This is a genomic window from Gammaproteobacteria bacterium (assembly GCA_013697705.1).
Lineage (GTDB): Bacteria > Pseudomonadota > Gammaproteobacteria > UBA6002 > UBA6002 > UBA6002.
Map to the genome: position 1 here is coordinate 15,786 of JACCWJ010000024.1, position 18,048 is coordinate 33,833.

Consider the following 18,048-nt stretch of genomic DNA (forward strand, 5'->3'; position numbering starts at 1 on the left):
AATCTTCTTGATTTGCTAAGATTACTCCTTCGGGCCGTTAGCTCAGTTGGTAGAGCAGCTGACTCTTAATCAGCGGGTCGACAGTTCGAGCCTGTCACGGCCCACCAATCTTTTCAATGACTTACGAATATTTTTCAAACTTCAAATTTTTCTGGTGCTAGACTGGTGCTATGTTCTGGCAGTGTGAATTCTCTCAAATTTTCTGCGCTACAGTATTTTTATGTACCTGTCAATACCTCGGGTTTAGGGTATTGCCTTTTAATCCTGTTTAATTAAACATTACTTATCCATAACAGTTCATGTTTTAGCTTTAGTAATGTAAAAAAAATAGGAGCCTTGTCGTGTTAAAAGCAGATTATAACTACCTCATAAAACTGGACACTTGGTCAAAAAAGGATGCAGCATTGATTATTAGCGGCTTAGACCCTGATCAATATCGTCATATTCGATTCACATTTAAGTATTTGGATTTTGAAAAGAACCCAGAGTTAATTCAGGCTTATAAATTGTATAAATTATTTTTATCTATCGATTTTTATAGGCATCGTGAATATCAGAGTCATCCTGTTGCCTACGTGGTTGAATGCAAGAAAAAAGATTGGCCGGTTCCTGATGAGCTTTTTAATTTGGCGAGGGAGCGTTATGCGAAAGAAGCTGTGGATAGATCACCTGATAATTCAGATGGACAATCAGCAGGTGAAGCCTCTCAAAAGGAGAAAGATTTTTTGCTGAAAACTTTAGGAGTTCTGGTAAAGCTGTATGTCACTCAGCAAAAAAAGCCAAGGCTAGGTGATAGTAAAAACGTTAATGTCTCTCGAGTCGTGGAAGATATATTGCAATTTATAGATGCTTGTAACGTCGAAAAAGTATATGGATTAGGAAAGAGCAGTTTGAATCGAAGGATAGCAGATGGGTTAAGGTTGATTGGCACATAATTGGAGCGTTCGTGCTGAAGGTCGCTTGAAGAATTTTCTGACAGGGTTCTCAATATCTCAGTGGAGATATGGCTTTGAGCACATTGGTTGTCTCAGGAAAGTACAATAAGCAAGTTAGGGTTTTATGGTAAATAATCTTTTAACGCGGTTAATACACAATTTTTAAGAGTTTGTTAATACTTTCATTATAAACTGGGTGTCAATGATTAATAGTCCATAGTTAATGGCTACCAGGCGTAGTATTAATACTTATTAAATTATTTTTCAACCAAATTCACATTTTAAATTTGTTTTAGTTAGAGGATATATCAATGAAAGCTTTGCTTCGAGTTGCTACAAAAAAAGAATCGCAACAAAATGACCTATATGAAACTATATTAAACAACAATAATATAGCTATTAAGCGTCACGATGAGAGTTTGATTTCTATTGATGTTCTCCCTAGAGACATATTAATGCAAATTCTAGTGCTACTCGGAATAGTAGACTTTTATACAACTGGACGAGTATCACGTTATTTCTTTGCCTTAGTCTATAGTGAAGAAGTAATGAATTTGAGAAGTCCCGGGATTATTATTTTCAAAATTAATAATCAAAATAAACCTATAAGTAAAATTCAAAATTTCGAAGATACTAAAAATGTGCTTAGTAGTGCAAAGAATCATCTTTTTTTTAAGTATATCAGGTGGCATGATTTTCCTGGTTTTCTTGATGGGCGTAATATAAATGCTCTAGAACTACCTCAAATAATGACATTGACAATATCACATAAGAATTTTGATGCCTTTAAATATTTTGTTGAGTTTTTACAGAAACATATGTTTCAGATAAGCGGTCCTGGTCCTGCCGATTTTTTAGTTAACGCTGCAATTTTCCGTCTTCTGAAATGCTTAGGGTTAGGAATGCTTCGCAGGAATTATAAGCCTTTAGTAGAAGAAAAAGAAAAAAATAAGCTTTGTGATGCGTTAGTTTCTGCGGGGCCACAATATATTTTTGAAATAATCACATTGTTTCAGTACGGTGAATTAACCCTTATCCAACATAACAAATATCATCTTTACCAACCGGAAACAGATTTTATTAAAAGAACATTCAGATTAAAAGGTAAACAAGGTGTAAAGGAGCTCTTGGAATCACGCTGCGGTAACTACTTATCAAAGATAGAAAATTATGACATTGATAACGTGATCTCTGTTCCGACATCAAAATATTCTGAAATGGGGGAGCCCATACTTCAAAGACTAATAAATCTTCATCCTCAATCATCCGATAATGATTCTAATAATGAAGATGTTGATTTAAATAAATCTTCAGACATTCCAGCTGAAGTTAGCAAATTAAAACATGAATTAGATAAAAAAGATGCTCTCTTAGCGGAAATGTCTGAAAAATTAAACGCCGCCATGAAGTTAATTAGTGAGTTACAAGAAGAAAATGAAAAATTAAAAACTGAAGGAGCAATGAGCCTAAGTTTTAAATAAAATGAAGCTAAACTATGGATGTTATTGAGAAGTTAAATATGATGACTTTGAAAAAATTAGTTCCTCAACTCAGGCTGCCGGATTGAAATAAATAAAACGGGTCATCTTTATTTCGACCCGTATTATTTTAAATTTGCATCAAAAGAGAGCCATTTAGGCATTAACCGTTTTACAACAATATTTGTAATATATGTCGTTCCAAATGGAAACTAATTTTTCCACCTGGAACAATTCCAACACTGCCTCATGCAAGATACCCCTGTATTTTTAATCTTAATAAAAACAGGGGTATCTTTATGACGAATAATCCAACCTATTTAAAGTCACAATTAGAAAAATTACTCACGCCGCAAGAAGCTGCACATATTCTAGGCATATCTGCAGGTACCTTGGAGGTTTGGCGCTCGACAGGACGTTATGACCTTCGCTATATCAAAGTGGGTCGTCGTGTGATGTATCGAGCACAGGATGTGCAGGCGTTCATTGAGAAACGCTCCATGAGCCATACGCAATAGAGGTGTATATGGATCATGTTATGAGTGAATTTCAAAATGCGATGAATGCTGCTGGGTTGTTATGCTCTGAACCATTAATAGCTGATGGAGAGCTACATCGTTTTAGAGTGGCAGAAGATGCAAAGCCAAACAGTTGGTATGTGCTTCATTCGAATAAAATCCAAGTGGGTGTATTTGGCTGTTGGAAACGGAATATAAAACAGAAATGGTGTAGTGCTGACTATAAAATTATTCAGTTAGATGAACAGCAAACTATTAAAAAATTTCTGCAAGAGGCAAAAGAAAAATACAGGATTGCTCAAGGAAAAATGCATCAAGAGGTACGCAATCGTGCTGATGAAATATGGATTCGAAGCGTCAGTGCTGATCCTAATCATCCATATTTAATCAAGAAAAAAATTAATGCTTACGATGTGAAATGTTATAAGGATTCGTTAGTTATTCCGTTATGTGACAGTGATGGATGTATTTGGAGTTTGCAATTTATAAACCAAGAAGGTGAAAAACATTTTTTACGAGGTGGGAGGAAAAAAGGTTTATTTCATCTACTTGGGAAAGATATTACGCAAACAGTCTATCTTTGCGAAGGGTATGCTACAGCTTGCACTCTTCATGAAGCCACTCACTCTTCGGTATTTATCGCTTTTGATGCCGGTAATTCATTAGCAGTGGCCAGTCTCATTCGAAATAAATATCCAGATAGAAGAATTATTATTTGCGCTGACAATGATCAGTGGACAGAAGGAAACCCTGGATTAACGAAGGCACAAGAAGCGGCGCATACAATTCAAGCTCAAATTGTTGTTCCTCGTTTTGTTTGTCTTGATTTTAAACCAACAGATTTTAATGATCTGCATCAACTTGAAAGTTTAGACAGTGTACGTAAACAACTGTCACAAAAAATAGATACCGACAAAAACTCAATCCCAACAAATTTTAGTGTGAATGGTGAGGGTGTTTATTTTCATCCGACTGAAGATGCCAACGGAAATTTATCTTCACCAATAAAAATTTGTTCTCGCCTAGAAATTACCGCAAGGACGCGCGACGAAGATAGTATGAACCATGGACGCTTGTTGGAATTTTCTGACCCTGATGGAAAAAATCACCAATGGGCCATGCCGATGGAAATGTTAGCCGGTGATGGGACAGAATATCGTCGCATCCTATTGAGCAGAGGTCTTGAAATTGCCCCGAATCGAAAAGCAAGAGAACAACTCACAAATTATATTCAAAGTACGCATCCACAAAAAGTGACCTTATGTGTTGAGCGCACGGGTTGGTATAAGAATATATTTATTTTACCCAATGAATCCATCGGCGATTTTAATGAAAAGATTTTACTACAAACCACACATTCCAGTTTGGAAGGATTCGGTACTTCAGGAACCCTATTAGATTGGCAGCAAAATATATCAAAGCAATGCATTGGCAATTCACGTTTGTTATTTGTCATTAGCGCTGCCTTTGCTGCAGCAGTCCTACATTTATTGCAAGAAGAATCCGGCGGATTTCACTTCGTTGGTTCAAGTAGCATTGGAAAAACAACGTTGTTACAGCTGGCATGTTCAGTATGGGGTGGTCAGGATAGGTTGCATCGTTGGCGTGCAACCAGTAATGGCTTAGAAGCCATTGCGACTTTGCATAATGACAGTCTACTTTGTTTAGATGAAATGGGGCAGGTTGATGCAAAAGAGGTGGGTGAAATTGCCTATATGCTGGCAAATGGAAGTGGCAAAGGGCGTTGTTTAAAGGATGGTTCTGCCCGTAAAAAATCCTCTTGGCGATTACTATTTCTTTCTACCGGTGAAATGGGATTAGCGGATCATATCCATCAAGGGGGTAAGAAAGCAAAAGCAGGTCAAGAAGTGCGTCTAGTGGATATTCCTGCAGAGGCAGGGTGTGATCTAGGCATATTCGAAAACCTCCACCATTTCGCTTCTGCGGCTGATTTCGCACGATATATAGGGCAAGCATCCAAAAATTATTTTGGTGTCCCCATTCGAAAATTTTTGAGCTCTGTGACTGAAGATATTGAAACAGTAAAAAAATTATTAGAACAGCATAGGTCTGAATTTGTTAAAAGCTTTATTCCAAGTAAAGCGGATGGGCAAGTCCAAAGAGTTGGCTTACGATTTGCCTTAATAGCTGCAGCAGGTGAGTTGGCAACTCATTTCAATATTACAGGCTGGGAAAAAGATTATGCAACACTTGCAGCGAGTGAATGCTTCGATGATTGGATTAAATTGCGAGGAGGTTTAGGTGCTAAAGAAGCGTCAATTGCTTTAACCCAGGTACGACATTTTTTTGAGGCCCATGGAGAATCCCGATTTACCCTTTGGAGTAATCCTAGTGAACAATTTAAGACTCTGAATCGTGCAGGATTTCGTCGAGGTGCCGAGTTTTTTGTTTTTCCAGAATCATTTAAGCAAGATATCTGTGTGGGCTTAAATCCACAGTATGTGGCAGACGTTTGTATCGCTAAAGGTTGGTTGTTACCTGATGGCACAGGCAAGGCTACTGCATCACACCGGATGCCAGATACCAGCAAGACGCGTCGAGTTTATCATTTTAGCGATAAAGTGTTGGGTGATGATGTTTAGTGCTGCTTCTAGAAATTTCTGGGTGACAAGGGTGACGTGGGTGACACAAGATTAGAATCCAGGCTGAATGCGGCTTTCAGCGAACATTGTTTGTCACCCAGAATGAAAACCAGCTAGGTGACACGGGTGACAAATATCCATTGGCATAATTGTCACCCATGTCACCCAAAGGAAAATCCAGTTGTGTGACACATTTTTTCCTGTCAGAAGCTTTTGAATCAATAAGTTAGCTTTATTGTCACCTCTGTCACCTCTGTCACCTCTGTCACCCTTGTCACCCAATTTTTTTATATCTTTGCTAAAATTCTTTTTACAGCCCAAAAGGTATTAATTTTTGAAAGACCTTCTTAATACAAATCACAAATATAGCCCTCCAGGAAAATCGTCTTCTTAAAAGCGCAATATGCAAACTTTTCAAGTTTGCTAAAAAAGGGACATTTTGCTGGGGCTGATCAATGAAAAAATGGGCAATTAGGCAAGCATCTAATTTGTTCTAACCCATTGCCAAAATTTTAAAATATGGATATCTTTTTGATAGGTGCTCAAAACACTCAACTAGGGGATGACAATTGATAATTTGACCGCTCATCTCGAGGTGTTTCTGAAATATAAAATGCATGAGCAAACGATTATCCAAGATAAATTTGGAGCAAAACTGAGACGACGATTTTCCAATAGAAGAACTATTCTGCATCGTGCTGTTGAGTCAATAAAGCTCGTTCACGTTCTAATTCGCGCCGAAGTTCTTCTTCGCTAGGTAGATAGGGCAGATACTTGGAGGCAAATAGTTGCTTACTCTCGGTTAACACAGAGTATTTGGCAACTGCCTCGCTTTTTTGGCTACATAAAATTAAACCGATTGTGGGATTATCGTCGGTTCCCTTTCGATGCTGATCATACATCCGCACGTATGTGTCTATCTGATCTATCGGAACACACTGTGTTCCAATTTGAATAAGCTTGATAAAACGCTCGCATATTTCGAAGGTTACGCTCATCAAAGACTTTTCCAAATTCAGACTGCAATTGTTTAGAGAGCTGTTTTAACTGCTGCTGCCCATAATGGTCCGCATCCGGACAAGTCTATATTTCCTTAACACTGTTTATTTTCAGTCTTGCTTTGCACTTGATAATTATATGAATAGGGGCTAACATTAATAGTACCTACTAATTAATTTATCAAGTATTCATGGCTACTACACTTCAGCAATTTTTAAGAAAAACCCCTATATTTACCTATGATGCCTTTGCGCGGGCGGTCTCAGGTGATCATGAACGTAGCAAAAACACTGTTAAAGCATTGTTAACTCACCACATTCTGCAAGGTCATATTGTAAGGGTGAGACGCAGGCTATTTGCTGCTATCCCTGTTGGCGCCGAGTCAGAGACTTATCCTATCAATCCTTATCTTGTCGCAGGTTATGCTGTCCCCGATGCTGTGATTGCATACCACTCCGCATTAAGTTTTTATCAAGTGGCGTATTCAGTAAGCTATCGTTTTACTTATCTGACTCAACATCAATCAAGCCCATTTAATTTTAGATCAGAAAGTTATGAGGGGATAAAGTTTCCGGCAAGCTTAATGCAGAAGCATCAGGAAAATATTTTTATCCGCACTGAAGATGTGCAAGGAATTAATATTCGAGTAACTAGCTTAGAGCGCACCTTGGTGGATGTATTGGACAAGCCTAACCTTGGTGGGGGATGGGAAGAAATTTGGCGATCATTGGAGATGATAGATCGCATCAAAATAAATCAAGTTGTTGAATATGCACTTTTATTAAATAATGCAACGACAGTTGCAAAAGTTGGATTTTATCTCTCCCAACGACAGAAAGAATTAAATGTTTCCTCTGATGAAATTTTAGAGTTACGCGAGCATTGCCCCCGTTCTCCGCATTACATTGACTCCGCAGCAAGAAAAGACGGCAAACTACTTGATGATTGGAATATTATCGTTCCAAAAAGTCTTATTATAAAAGATTGGGAAGAATAGCAAGGAAATAATATGCGCATTTCAACAGAACGTTTATATTACGAAGCAGAGTCTACAGGATTCCGCCCGGAAATTTTAGAAAAAGTGATTTATTTAATTCATTTGCTGAATCGATTCTCAGAAGATCCTTTTCTTAAAGATCGATTTGTTTTGAAAGGCGGTACCGCGCTCAATGTATTTTGTTTTAATTATCCAAGGCTATCCGTGGATATTGATATCAATTACATTGGTTCGGCGGATCGTGAAGTCATGTTGCAAGAAAAGAACCCAATGGAATCCGCAATAGAAAACATTGTTCTTGATGAGGGAATGGTACCACAGCGTAAACCCAGCGAACATGCGGGAGGTAAGTGGGCGATTCGTTACCCTAGCGCAATACAAGGTCAGGGTATCATAGAGATCGATTTAAATTATTTAGATCGTGTACCCCTGTGGACAATAACACGAGTCAACTCATTTAAGCTTGGTGAATTCCAAGCGAATAATATTCCCATTCAAGACTTACACGAGCTAGCGTCAGGAAAGTTAAGAGCACTATTTTCTCGTCATTCAAGTCGTGATTTATTTGATGCGCACCAATTAATGAATCAGCAACATATTGATATAGATAAATTACGTTTAGGGTTTATCGTATATGGAGGGAGTAGCCGCGTTGATTGGCGGCATACTAAGCTAGAAAATATTCATTTCGAGTGGCGTGAATTTCAAAACATGCTAATTCCTCTACTTCGAAAAACTGATCTAGGAAAACGCGATGATCCGAAATCATGGGCTGAAAAGATACTGACTGAATGCAAATCTGCGTTAGAAAATTTATTCCCATTCCGTGAGAATGAAACACAATTTTTGCATGAGTTGCTAGAAAATGGGAAGATTGATGCATCATTGCTTACATCAGATAGATCATTGAACCAAAGAATTCATTCTAACCCAGCTTTATTATGGAAGGCGGAAAATGTTAAGCAATATAAAAATAAATAATATGGTTCGAAACGCGATGATAAAGTTTATCAATCCGTTAGTATCAATAGCCTTATTATTTGAGGTTATAGAGGACCCCTTGTTTTTTCATGAATGCTTCCTTATTTTAATTATCATTTAACTCAATCCCAGCAGCTTCAAGCATCGCCTTAGTAGCTTTCTCAACAGATTCTCTTACAGGATCCAAGTCTAGTCTTGCATAAATCGCCGTTGTTAAGGGCGACTTATGATTAAGTGATTTGCCAATGATGGCAAGCGAGGCACCAGTCTTTGCTTGCCAGCTTCCTAGTGTTCGGCGTAAATCATGAATCCGTAAATTCTCTATTCCAGCTCGCGCTAAAATTCGCTGCCAACCTTTTTTAGGCTCTGTGATATGACCATGCATTCCGTTACTGGGAAAAACAAATTGATTTTTCGCAGTTAGCTTTCTTGCTGTCAAAATATTCAATGCTTCATCTGATAGAGTAATGATTTGTGGTTCACCATTTTTTGTTTCAGGGATTCGCCATTCTGCACGTTGAAAATTAATTTGCTCCCACCTCATAGATAAAACATTCGATCGTCTTGCGCCTGTTAAAAGTGATAATAGAACATAATCCCGGATATCAATATTTGGTTCCTCGGTGACTGCTTGGAAAAAACATGGTAATTCATCCGCCTGTAAAAAACGATCCCGAGACTTCTCTTTAAATTTTTTAATGCCTAGCGCAGGATTTGTTTTATCCCAACTACCATATTCGATGGCCTTATTAAATATCGTACTTAGCAATGCTAACAATCGATTTGCGGCATAAGTACCTTTCTCTCGTCCAACTTGTTGATGTAGTTTCTGAATATCATTCTTGGTGATATTAGATAATTTGCGCTTACCCCAATCTTTTAGATAACGATTAAATTGATCCTGATCCGCTTTCCACGATTTTTTATGCACTTTGGCATATCGCTCTAGGTATTCGGAAAACATCGCACTAAAAGTCATCTCTGCTCTTTCTAAGCGCCGTTTGTCATTAGGGTTATCTCCTTTCGCAATATCAGCATTTGCTTCCATCGCCATGCGACGTGCTTGCTCAATAGTCAGATCTGGAAAACGACCTAAAGTTATGCGCTCAGGCTTACCTTTCACCCAACGGTAAACAATAAAGGTTTTAGTTCCAGCGGGAGTAATGCTAATGCCAAGCCCTCTGGTCTTAGTGTCATAGAAATAAAGACGCTTACCCTTTGATGCAGTAGGCAGGGACTCAATAATTGATTTAGTGAAATTGACTTTCTGTTCACTCATTCAAGACTCCAGTAAATATGGTGCTAGACTGGTGCTATGTTCTGGATGAAAATTGGTTAAGTTTGGCATAGCACGAGCAGGAGAATGCTAACGATAACATATTATTTTGTAAAGCAATATTAAGGATAATTAGTCACGATTATGCAGGAATTTTTGAGACTCTTAATCAGCGGGTCGACAGTTCGAGACTGTCACGGCCCATTTGTTTTCAATGACTTACAGCATTTTTCGCTCTTCCTAAAAAAGCTTGCGGGAATTTTGCGGGACTCAGAACCGTGTGAGGTTTAGAGAATATTACTTCAAAATATCAAGAGATAATATTTTCCCGACTGCTAGAGTGCCCACTAGTTCAAAATGAGGCAATTTAATAATCTGAAAGATGATATGTAAAAGCTTCAATTGTCTGATGATAATTTTTCATTTTCTGTTATTATTTTCATAATTATGTCAATTTGTTCGTGAACAGAATTTACTTCCACATCAGACAAATAGCCAGTGCTTACATCCAATAATTTATTGATATCTGAGAATCTCATTTTCAAAATATTTTTTGTGATTTCACCATCAGTAGCTACACCCTTATTGAATTTACGAACGATACCAAAAAATTTAAATTCTAATATCCTGACAATAGATAATCCGTCAAATAAATAATTAATTAAAAGATTTTTTTGAATTTCAACTTTGGAGATGATCGATAATATGTTCGAGTCATTCTTTCCCCAAGTTTCTTCATTGGTATTAAATAAGATTAAAGACACTTCTCTAATCTTAGTTGAAAAGTAATTCAGCTTTTGTAATTCTTTACCTTCTCCATATGCAAGTCTTAACTTCGCATGGGGTGAGGACGTTTTTAAGAGAAATGCTAATTCCTCGTATATATTTTTATGATTTATTTCGATTTTTTGCTTATCAGTAAATAAAATTTTCTTAAGTGAATGAATGGTTTGAAGGCGATGGTAAATATTTTCTAGATAATCAATTATCTCTAATAATATATTTTCACGAAACTTTATTTTATCAACAAGATACAAATATATAATCGTTAAGATTGAAGCGATTAATGCTCCAATTAAGCCTGAAAGTAAATCCATTTCCTTTCCTTAGTTGAAATATTTCTGCTAACCGTTAACAGAAATTGTTTTCAGTTGATGAAATAATATACCCAAGCTTTTTATAACCTTTAATTCTTTTCTCAGACATTTTTACCAGCATCTGGACATTGCTATCTACATAATCATATATTAAGACTTCCTTTTTGCTATGATGTAATCGATGGAGCCTGCCCGCATATTGAGCGATTGTGCCATGCCAGGATATTGGCATCGTCAAAAACAAAGTATCTAGACGTGAATCATCAAATCCTTCACCAATGTAACGACCTGTAGCGATCAACAATCTTTCTTCGTCGTCTCGAATAGTAGCAAGTTTATCTTTTACATCATTGAAATTTTTCTTTGATTGACCGCCAGTCATTAAAACTACATTCTTACAAAATTTAGAAAATAGTTTTGCTAAATGGATAGCATGATCCTTGCGCTCCGTAAGTAATAATGGGCTTCTGCCAGCTTGAAGGGTTTCAAGAACATCGTTAAATATAAGTGCGTTTCTACCATCATCTGCAATTATTCGAGCATAAACTTGATTAATAATGTTCGTAGTATTTTCTAGCGGCAAGAAATTAAAATGGGTATAGCGAATATTCACTTGATGGTCGAAGGGTCGTAATTCTGCTTGTTTCTTTGCATCTACTTTATAACGTACTGGACCGCACTGCATAAATATTATAGGATGATGACCATCTTTACGAGATATTGTCGCCGTAAGCCCTAGTATGTATTTTGCTTTGCATGCTCGCATCACTGACTCAAAGCTAATCGCAGAAAGATGATGGCATTCATCAACGATTATTTGACCATAATTCTCAACTATTTCATTAACCTGATTTTTTCTAATAAGACTTTGTATAATAGCAATGTCTATTATTCCAGTTGGTTTTCGTTTGCCACCACCTATGATTCCAATTTGATTGCTATCAATTTCTAAAAAAGTCTTTAATCTTTCGAGCCATTGGTCTAACAATTGTTTCCGATGAACAATAATTAATGTATTGGTTCTTCTCTTTGCAATCATATGAGCAGCGATAACGGTTTTTCCAAATGCAGTTGTTGCTGCAAGTACGCCAGTATCATATTTTGCTAACGCAATAACTGATTTTTCTTGCTCAGAGGTTAGCTCACCCAAAAAATTTGTATCAATGGAGTTGCCTTTATTACGTTTATCTTCGATATTAACTTCAATGTTTAATGATTTTAAAAGCTGAATAACCTCTTCAAAACATCCTCTTGGTAACCCGATATGTTTTGAAAAATTCTCAGCACAAGCAATGATTCTTGGTTTTCCAAATGTCGAGAGACGCATTGCTTGTGCCTTGTAAAATTCTGGGTTTTGAAATGCTGCTAATCTTATCAGTTTATTGATCAATGCAGGTGGTAATTCTTGTTTCTCTATATATAACTGGTTACTTATAACAATATTAATATTAGGTGGTAAATTTTGATCTTTTGGAAACTCTGAATCAATAGTAAGTGATTTCGTTTCCCAAGGAGTTTCACTTTCATCCACTATTGGCATTCGAACGCCTAATATTTGGCCTTTAGCAGAAGCTTCATTAACAATTCTTTTAACATCTTCGACTGAAAGTTGTGTGCTAGACACTAAATAAGACCATTGATCTTCATATGGAACAAAATTTTTATCTAAAAATAAGCTGTTATTTTTTTCTCTGGGAGTACGTTGTAAGGGTAAAGCGATTAAGTTACCGAAACCGCCTGCGGGCAGAGTATCTTGATTAGGGAAAAAGCGATCATACGATTCAAAGCCAATATCAGGATGTATCTCCATTGCAAGTGTAATTAAAACTGATCCCATTTTTCTCGCTTCCAATGCAGGGATAGGCTGTTTAAAAAAGATCCATACATGACAGCCATTTCCCGAGCGTGATCGTTCAATAGCGGGGAAGATATGTTTACAATCACATGCTTTTATAAAGGCTGAAACATCACGTTGCCAATGCTCTTTATCGAAATCAACCGCCAAAAACCAGCAAGTATCATCAGGTAAAATGGGATAAATACCAATCGTACAATCTACTCGTTGCCCTTGGATCTCTTCTCCAACTAAATGCTTTCGGATTACTTCTTCAGAGATTGGAATAAAAGCTTGGTTAGGGCAATCTTTACATTTGATTATGGGCTTGTTACATTTGCCCTTAACCCACTCGTTTGAGCAAGTAGGTGAATAACCGGATTTGCCGGTTTTTAAATTTTCCCATCGCTTTGGAAACACGTCTAGTCGACCACGGAAAAGATCCGTAAAAATTTGAATTTTTTCTGCAGGCGAAAATTTTTTATTTTCAGTATGAAGATTTCTCTTTTTTATATTTTCTAACTGAACATGTAATTGATTAAGCTCGTTTAGTAGGGAATTTCTTTCGATTTCTAGTTCTTGAAGACGCACTTTGGTGACTTCAATTTTCTGTAATCTGTTGCATATTTCTAGTATTCATTTAGTGTTCGTGAAAATTTTTCCATGATACAGTTTATTTTGTTAAAACAAATTTTTTCTTGGGATCAAACGGGCCTGTGCCTACTTCGATAATCAAACCTTCATCAAGCATTTTTTTTAATCTAGACGATGCTGTTCTTTCCGTTACTTTCCAAACTCTACTTGCATCTTTTGTTGTTACTATCTGATGCTGTTTTAAATAATTTATTATTACTTTTTGCCAGATTACTTTGGTGGGCACTAAATGTGCATCATGATAAAGTGTGACACGAAAATAATTATCAAGTTCTTCAAATTTAGGTTCAGTTATTCCTTGTTGTTGGCAAACTTCTATCATACGTCCTAATCCTGAGCCCCAACGTTCTATAAGGCTAAGTTCTCTAAATATATGTCCAATAACACGATTACGCAATTGTGAAATCCCACTTAACGCTTTCTCAAGTGTAAGGCCATAGGGCAATGTTCCTGGATTAGTTATCTCTAATCGATCGGAAAAAATAGCAATTTGTATTGTTCCTCCCTTTATTGAATAATCTGCATGCACTATCGCATTAATAATCGCTTCCCTAAGAACTACGGGCGGATATTGGGGAATATCAATTCGTTGTATTCGGCCAATTTCGCTTCTTACTGAACTGTTACGTTCTATGAATAAAATTGCTTGGTCAATCGCATTTGGTAGAGGAAGATCAATTTCCTGTTGGTCAATAATTTGTGTTTTCGTTGTTCCAGCAAAGCATCCACATTGAATAATTGCATCTGGAAAAAAATGTCTTCGGTCTTTACCAAAGATAAGAATTGCGCTGTTGGAGGGGTAATAAGTGGACTGGTAAGAAACAAGCAAATGCATAGATTTAGCGACATTGAGGTCAAATTTTTTTCCTTTAGCCAAAAAAAGTTCTTTAGCGAGTGATAAATCAATATCCTCTTGTTTTGCTTGAAAATTTGGTAATTCATCAAAGCTTTGATGAATCGCTAAGCGATGCAATTCAGCTATCGTGGCTTTATCAGCAACCCTATTCGTAGAACCTAAACGAATATATACGCCGTGTTCTAATCCTTTACTTTTAAGGTAATAAGGCATTGGAGCAAAATTAACGGAAATTATGAGGAAATCACGGTTTCTCCAGGTATTAAACTGAAAATTTGGAGTAATTAATGGGGTAATGGAATCAGCTATTGCATTTGCGATCCTTTCCTCTTCATTCAAAATATTCTTTACACCAATAGCTTCTTTTGTTTTGTCTTTAATCCCGACAACAATGGTTCCTCCTGCTGTGTTTCCAAATGCAATAATTGTGCGAATTATGCCATTTAAGGATTCAGCATTTTCTTTGAATTCGAGTACTTTGCTTTCTTCTTGGCTCAATAATGCTTCTAACATTTTACCCATCTATTTAATTAACTACCAAGAAATTAACCCAGAAAATTAAAATTGTCAAATTTTCTGGGTTAATTTCTTGCATTCGGATTAAGAAGAAATACGTTAAAGTAGAACGCGATTGTGATCAGACCCGGAGCACCCCAGAAGTAAAAGATTTCTGGGTTCCTTGCGGGGCTATATCCAATGCAGTTTGTTGGAAGTTTTGAGTTAGGGGATTATCGGTCAATGTGAGTTGGCTATTAGCTATTCTTCAAAAGGGGGCAAAATAAAGGCTAAAATACCCTATTTCTAAATATAGAACCCTATTTTTTTAGTTAATCGATGAACCCGGAAGTACTCAGAAGGAAAAGATTTCTGGGTTCTTTTCAGGCTTATATTTGGGTGCGGGAGTTTTGCGGGAATCGCTATGACGCTCTATGACATTCTGCGACATTTTAGCGGGCGTCCTAGAATTAAAAATTGTTAATAATCAATAACATAAAAACGAAGAAAGAGGCTCTTAATCAGCGGGTCGACAGTTCGAGACTGTCACGGCCCACTTATTTTTCAATAGCTTACGAGCTATCCCCAAAATTTTCAAATACTCAGTGCTAGGTGGTGCTATGATTGATGGCTGCCATTTCTTTTGAATTGTGAATCAGGATTTCTTAAGCATTGGATGGTAGTATCTTGATAAATTGCAAGAGCATCATGTTGATGAGTAATAACGAAATTGATGAGGTAGTGTTTAGTATGTTTAGATTCTTTGAAAAGTTACCAGATGAAATATTGTTCAATATCTTTAACCGATTACCAGCAAAGGATCAACGCGATCTCCCAAACAGAAAAAAGATTTAATAATATTCTACAAGAACCTAGCCTTGGATTCCTGAACAAAAAATTATTGAATGCAATAATAGCTTTTAACCATAAAATTTTTTATTCCTATGAAAAAAAAAGAAATGAACATTATCATATCGAACAGCCTGAGATTTATACAGTTTCCTACATAAAAAGAAATAATTTTGAAATTGCTAAAAATCTGACTGTAATTAGAAATCTACTCTCAAAAAATGCCGATTCTAACTCTAAGCAATTTTTACATGAAGCTGTCTTTCTATATTTTATTTATAAAGATTTAGAACTCTCAAAATCTGAAGTTCATAGGTACCATGATAATAGTGAGCCAGTTAACCAGTTGAAATTTTGATTCCGAATATCACATACACCGTTCGGTTTTCAACCCGCCCATCGAGCCGACATTTAGCTACAAGCCATCTATAAATACAATGGGGTATAAATCGTCTAGCGGACGACAGCGCCATGCCTTAACATCTTCAAGCACAGCATCGGTTATAGTTGATATTAAGTCTCGTGAAATTTCTGTTCCATAAAGTTCTTGCAAGTGATCTTGTATATCTCGAATCGTCATTCCTTTCGCATAGAGCGATAGAATCTTATCATCCAATCCTGCTAGACGGCTTTGGCGTTTTTCAACTAATAGAGGCGTAAATGCACTTTCGCGGTCTCGTGGAATGGATATTTCTACGTTACCATTTCCTATTTTTACTGTTTTCTTAGTTTTACCATTACGAGAATTGCCTGTGTTATTACCTTCGATAGCGTGTTTCATATAACCTAGATGATTGGTCATTTCTGCTTCTAGCAATCGCTCCATCAATCGTTTGGTAAGATTTTTTAACAAACCATCTTTACCAAATAAATCTTCTGCTGACTTGGTGCTACCTAATAATTCATCTATAATTTCATCGCGTACTGTATCTCCTGCAGCCATTGTTATTTCCCTTTTAAGTGTGTGACATCCAAATTTATTTAAATAAGGATATCGGATTATGGCTATTTACACACTTAATATGACACTCCCTTTTAAATTAAAACATAAAGGCTTTATTTTTTCTTGAGATAACAGGAACGCTCTGTTAATTAAGCACATTTTTCGTAAAGTAAGAATCTTGACCTTTTTTGGTTTTAATTTTTTCAAAAATCCATGAACATACTCCTAGCCTTTTTCCACCTTCCATTTTTGCTTTATAATTAAAAAACTCTCCAGCTATGCAGACATAGTTCTCACCTTTCATTAACTTTATCCATGAGTTGAATCTTCTTTCATAAACACTAAGAGGCCATCTTCTTCGCATAACATACTCATGCGAAATATCATGCTTATTGGATGCAGTAATTTTTAAACTGCTGTAGTTTTCATCTATTCCAATATCTTCTGCAGTGGAACCGAAATCTTCAAGGCTAATCACTAGACGGTCACGAGGAAAACATTGCCAATAAACATAACCGGGAGGATTCTTTAGTAAAAAAGGTGCCGGCTTTTCACTCTTTAAATCTTTCCTAATTAGAATTCCATAGTCATCTGTTAATAATGAATTAGGATATTCCTGCCTTAAAGAATTGGTAATAGCATATGTCTTCCAAACAAAAGAAAATAATATAAGAATCAAAATAATTTTTTTTCTCATGTTAAGACCTTAATAATTGTTCATAGAATTTGTGGAATTTTGGCATTTCATTTAGCGGATCAGGATTATCTTTTTCTTCAATAATATCCTTGAATATTCCTTTATATTCCGCTATCGCATCATCCCACGTTACTGCGCGATCTAATTTAGCATGCTTAACTCTCTCAGCAGCAGCAGCTTTTTTCATGAAGAGCCAACGAACACCTGCACAAATGTTGGCAGATGGATCCATCACTTCTTTCGAATCGAGACAAACAAAGTGATCTCTCACTCCACCTTCATGACCCGCGAGATATGTTAAAGTTGCATCTAATATTTGCATCAAACCATGTGCTTTTCCTAACTTTTCGTTTTTTGTTTGATTGTGTTGTTCCGGACTAAAACTTGACTCACTTGCTATAAGAGCTTTTACCAGGTTAGGATCGAGCGGGTTTATAGCCTGAAATACTTCATTCCAATAACGTACCCATCCACGAATTTGTTGATCAAATTCATCAGCATTAGGGAATTGGGTAAGAACCCCTGCTTTAGGTGGTCCATTCAAACTTGAAAAGTAAGTTTTTGAAATTAGCTGAAGTTCATCATAGGACAATAAATCTCTTTGCTCATGTTCCTTAGGGTCTTTTCTTTGTGGGTTATTGGCACAATGCGCATGCCTTGTTACTACCTCTCCCTCAGGGTGTTGCTTACTTGGAGGAATATGAAGAGTGTGAGTTCGAACATAATGCTTTCCAATTGGACAAATACGCCAAGGATGAACTTTTTTATCTGAATCAACAATAGACCCTAAACTTTCTTCTTCAAGAAGATTTGTATCGATAAATTCATTTGCCATA

The 18,048-nt window shown here is 36.6% G+C and carries 14 protein-coding genes, 1 tRNA gene and 1 pseudogene; 7 read left to right on the top strand and 9 right to left on the bottom strand.

The features are described 5' to 3' along the window. Positions 1–31: 31 nt before the first annotated feature. The 5 genes from H0U71_05055 to H0U71_05075 all read left to right on the top strand — a co-directional run bounded on the left by H0U71_05055 (position 32) and on the right by H0U71_05075 (position 5,534). A tRNA-Lys gene (locus H0U71_05055) sits at positions 32–107 on the top strand. A gap of 234 nt (positions 108–341) precedes the next feature. Then, positions 342–935 carry a hypothetical protein gene (locus tag H0U71_05060; protein MBA2654416.1) on the top strand — a complete coding sequence of 198 codons (594 nt, stop codon included), beginning with the start codon at positions 342–344 and terminating at the stop codon, positions 933–935. A 311-nt stretch (positions 936–1,246) separates the two neighbouring features. Beyond that, a complete protein-coding gene (locus H0U71_05065; GenBank protein ID MBA2654417.1) occupies positions 1,247–2,416 on the top strand; it encodes a hypothetical protein in 1,170 nt (389 codons plus the stop codon). Between the two features lie 296 nt (positions 2,417–2,712). Beyond that, positions 2,713–2,931 (top strand): helix-turn-helix domain-containing protein, encoded by a 219-nt coding sequence (locus tag H0U71_05070; protein MBA2654418.1) that lies wholly within the window; start codon positions 2,713–2,715, stop codon positions 2,929–2,931. Between the two features lie 20 nt (positions 2,932–2,951). Then, entirely contained in the window at positions 2,952–5,534 is a 2,583-nt protein-coding gene (locus H0U71_05075) for a DUF927 domain-containing protein (protein MBA2654419.1), read from the top strand. A gap of 683 nt (positions 5,535–6,217) precedes the next feature. Here H0U71_05075 and H0U71_05080 read toward each other — a convergent pair. Both H0U71_05080 and H0U71_05085 read right to left on the bottom strand, forming a co-directional pair. After that, positions 6,218–6,457, bottom strand: a pseudogene (locus H0U71_05080) (DUF1016 family protein). Beyond that, the gene (locus H0U71_05085) at positions 6,429–6,560 is read right to left on the bottom strand and encodes a hypothetical protein (GenBank protein ID MBA2654420.1); all 132 of its coding nucleotides are present in this window, start codon (positions 6,558–6,560) and stop codon (positions 6,429–6,431) included. Before H0U71_05085 ends, H0U71_05080 begins: the two are co-directional and overlap by 29 nt. 163 nt (positions 6,561–6,723) lie before the next feature. Here H0U71_05085 and H0U71_05090 point away from each other — a divergent pair, with 163 nt between their 5' ends. Further along, positions 6,724–7,530 (top strand): transcriptional regulator, encoded by an 807-nt coding sequence (locus tag H0U71_05090; GenBank protein ID MBA2654421.1) that lies wholly within the window; start codon positions 6,724–6,726, stop codon positions 7,528–7,530. 12 nt (positions 7,531–7,542) lie between these two features. Then, positions 7,543–8,511: a nucleotidyl transferase AbiEii/AbiGii toxin family protein gene (locus H0U71_05095; GenBank protein MBA2654422.1), complete on the top strand. Its 969-nt coding sequence runs from the start codon at positions 7,543–7,545 to the stop codon at positions 8,509–8,511. Positions 8,512–8,617: 106 nt separating this feature from the next. Here H0U71_05095 and H0U71_05100 read toward each other — a convergent pair whose 3' ends face one another. The 7 genes from H0U71_05100 to H0U71_05130 all read right to left on the bottom strand — a co-directional run bounded on the left by H0U71_05100 (position 8,618) and on the right by H0U71_05130 (position 18,047). Next, the gene (locus tag H0U71_05100; GenBank protein MBA2654423.1) at positions 8,618–9,790 is read right to left on the bottom strand and encodes a tyrosine-type recombinase/integrase; all 1,173 of its coding nucleotides are present in this window, start codon (positions 9,788–9,790) and stop codon (positions 8,618–8,620) included. 395 nt (positions 9,791–10,185) lie between these two features. Continuing rightward, positions 10,186–10,884 (bottom strand): hypothetical protein, encoded by a 699-nt coding sequence (locus tag H0U71_05105; protein ID MBA2654424.1) that lies wholly within the window; start codon positions 10,882–10,884, stop codon positions 10,186–10,188. Positions 10,885–10,918: 34 nt separating this feature from the next. Beyond that, positions 10,919–13,345 carry a DEAD/DEAH box helicase family protein gene (locus tag H0U71_05110; GenBank protein MBA2654425.1) on the bottom strand — a complete coding sequence of 809 codons (2,427 nt, stop codon included), beginning with the start codon at positions 13,343–13,345 and terminating at the stop codon, positions 10,919–10,921. 46 nt (positions 13,346–13,391) lie between these two features. Beyond that, positions 13,392–14,741 carry a putative DNA binding domain-containing protein gene (locus H0U71_05115; protein ID MBA2654426.1) on the bottom strand — a complete coding sequence of 450 codons (1,350 nt, stop codon included), beginning with the start codon at positions 14,739–14,741 and terminating at the stop codon, positions 13,392–13,394. Positions 14,742–15,987: 1,246 nt separating this feature from the next. After that, positions 15,988–16,515, bottom strand: coding sequence for a transposase (locus H0U71_05120; protein ID MBA2654427.1), 528 nt, complete (start codon positions 16,513–16,515; stop codon positions 15,988–15,990). 145 nt (positions 16,516–16,660) lie between these two features. Continuing rightward, the gene (locus H0U71_05125) at positions 16,661–17,212 is read right to left on the bottom strand and encodes a hypothetical protein (protein MBA2654428.1); all 552 of its coding nucleotides are present in this window, start codon (positions 17,210–17,212) and stop codon (positions 16,661–16,663) included. A 1-nt stretch (position 17,213) separates the two neighbouring features. Beyond that, positions 17,214–18,047, bottom strand: coding sequence for a transglycosylase SLT domain-containing protein (locus H0U71_05130; protein ID MBA2654429.1), 834 nt, complete (start codon positions 18,045–18,047; stop codon positions 17,214–17,216). Position 18,048 lies beyond the last annotated feature (1 nt).

Excerpts from the sequence above, each read along its gene's own strand:
- H0U71_05065 (MBA2654417.1), top strand. The coding sequence starts at position 1,247 with ATGAAAGCTTTGCTTCGAGTTGCTACAAAAAAAGAATCGCAACAAAAT.
- H0U71_05070 (MBA2654418.1), top strand. The coding sequence starts at position 2,713 with ATGACGAATAATCCAACCTATTTAAAGTCACAATTAGAAAAATTACTC.
- H0U71_05075 (MBA2654419.1), top strand. The coding sequence starts at position 2,952 with ATGAGTGAATTTCAAAATGCGATGAATGCTGCTGGGTTGTTATGCTCT.
- H0U71_05090 (MBA2654421.1), top strand. The coding sequence starts at position 6,724 with ATGGCTACTACACTTCAGCAATTTTTAAGAAAAACCCCTATATTTACC.
- H0U71_05095 (MBA2654422.1), top strand. The coding sequence starts at position 7,543 with ATGCGCATTTCAACAGAACGTTTATATTACGAAGCAGAGTCTACAGGA.
- H0U71_05100 (MBA2654423.1), bottom strand. The coding sequence starts at position 9,790 with ATGAGTGAACAGAAAGTCAATTTCACTAAATCAATTATTGAGTCCCTG.
- H0U71_05105 (MBA2654424.1), bottom strand. The coding sequence starts at position 10,884 with ATGGATTTACTTTCAGGCTTAATTGGAGCATTAATCGCTTCAATCTTA.
- H0U71_05115 (MBA2654426.1), bottom strand. The coding sequence starts at position 14,741 with ATGTTAGAAGCATTATTGAGCCAAGAAGAAAGCAAAGTACTCGAATTC.
- H0U71_05120 (MBA2654427.1), bottom strand. The coding sequence starts at position 16,515 with ATGGCTGCAGGAGATACAGTACGCGATGAAATTATAGATGAATTATTA.
- H0U71_05125 (MBA2654428.1), bottom strand. The coding sequence starts at position 17,212 with ATGAGAAAAAAAATTATTTTGATTCTTATATTATTTTCTTTTGTTTGG.
- H0U71_05130 (MBA2654429.1), bottom strand. The coding sequence starts at position 18,047 with ATGGCAAATGAATTTATCGATACAAATCTTCTTGAAGAAGAAAGTTTA.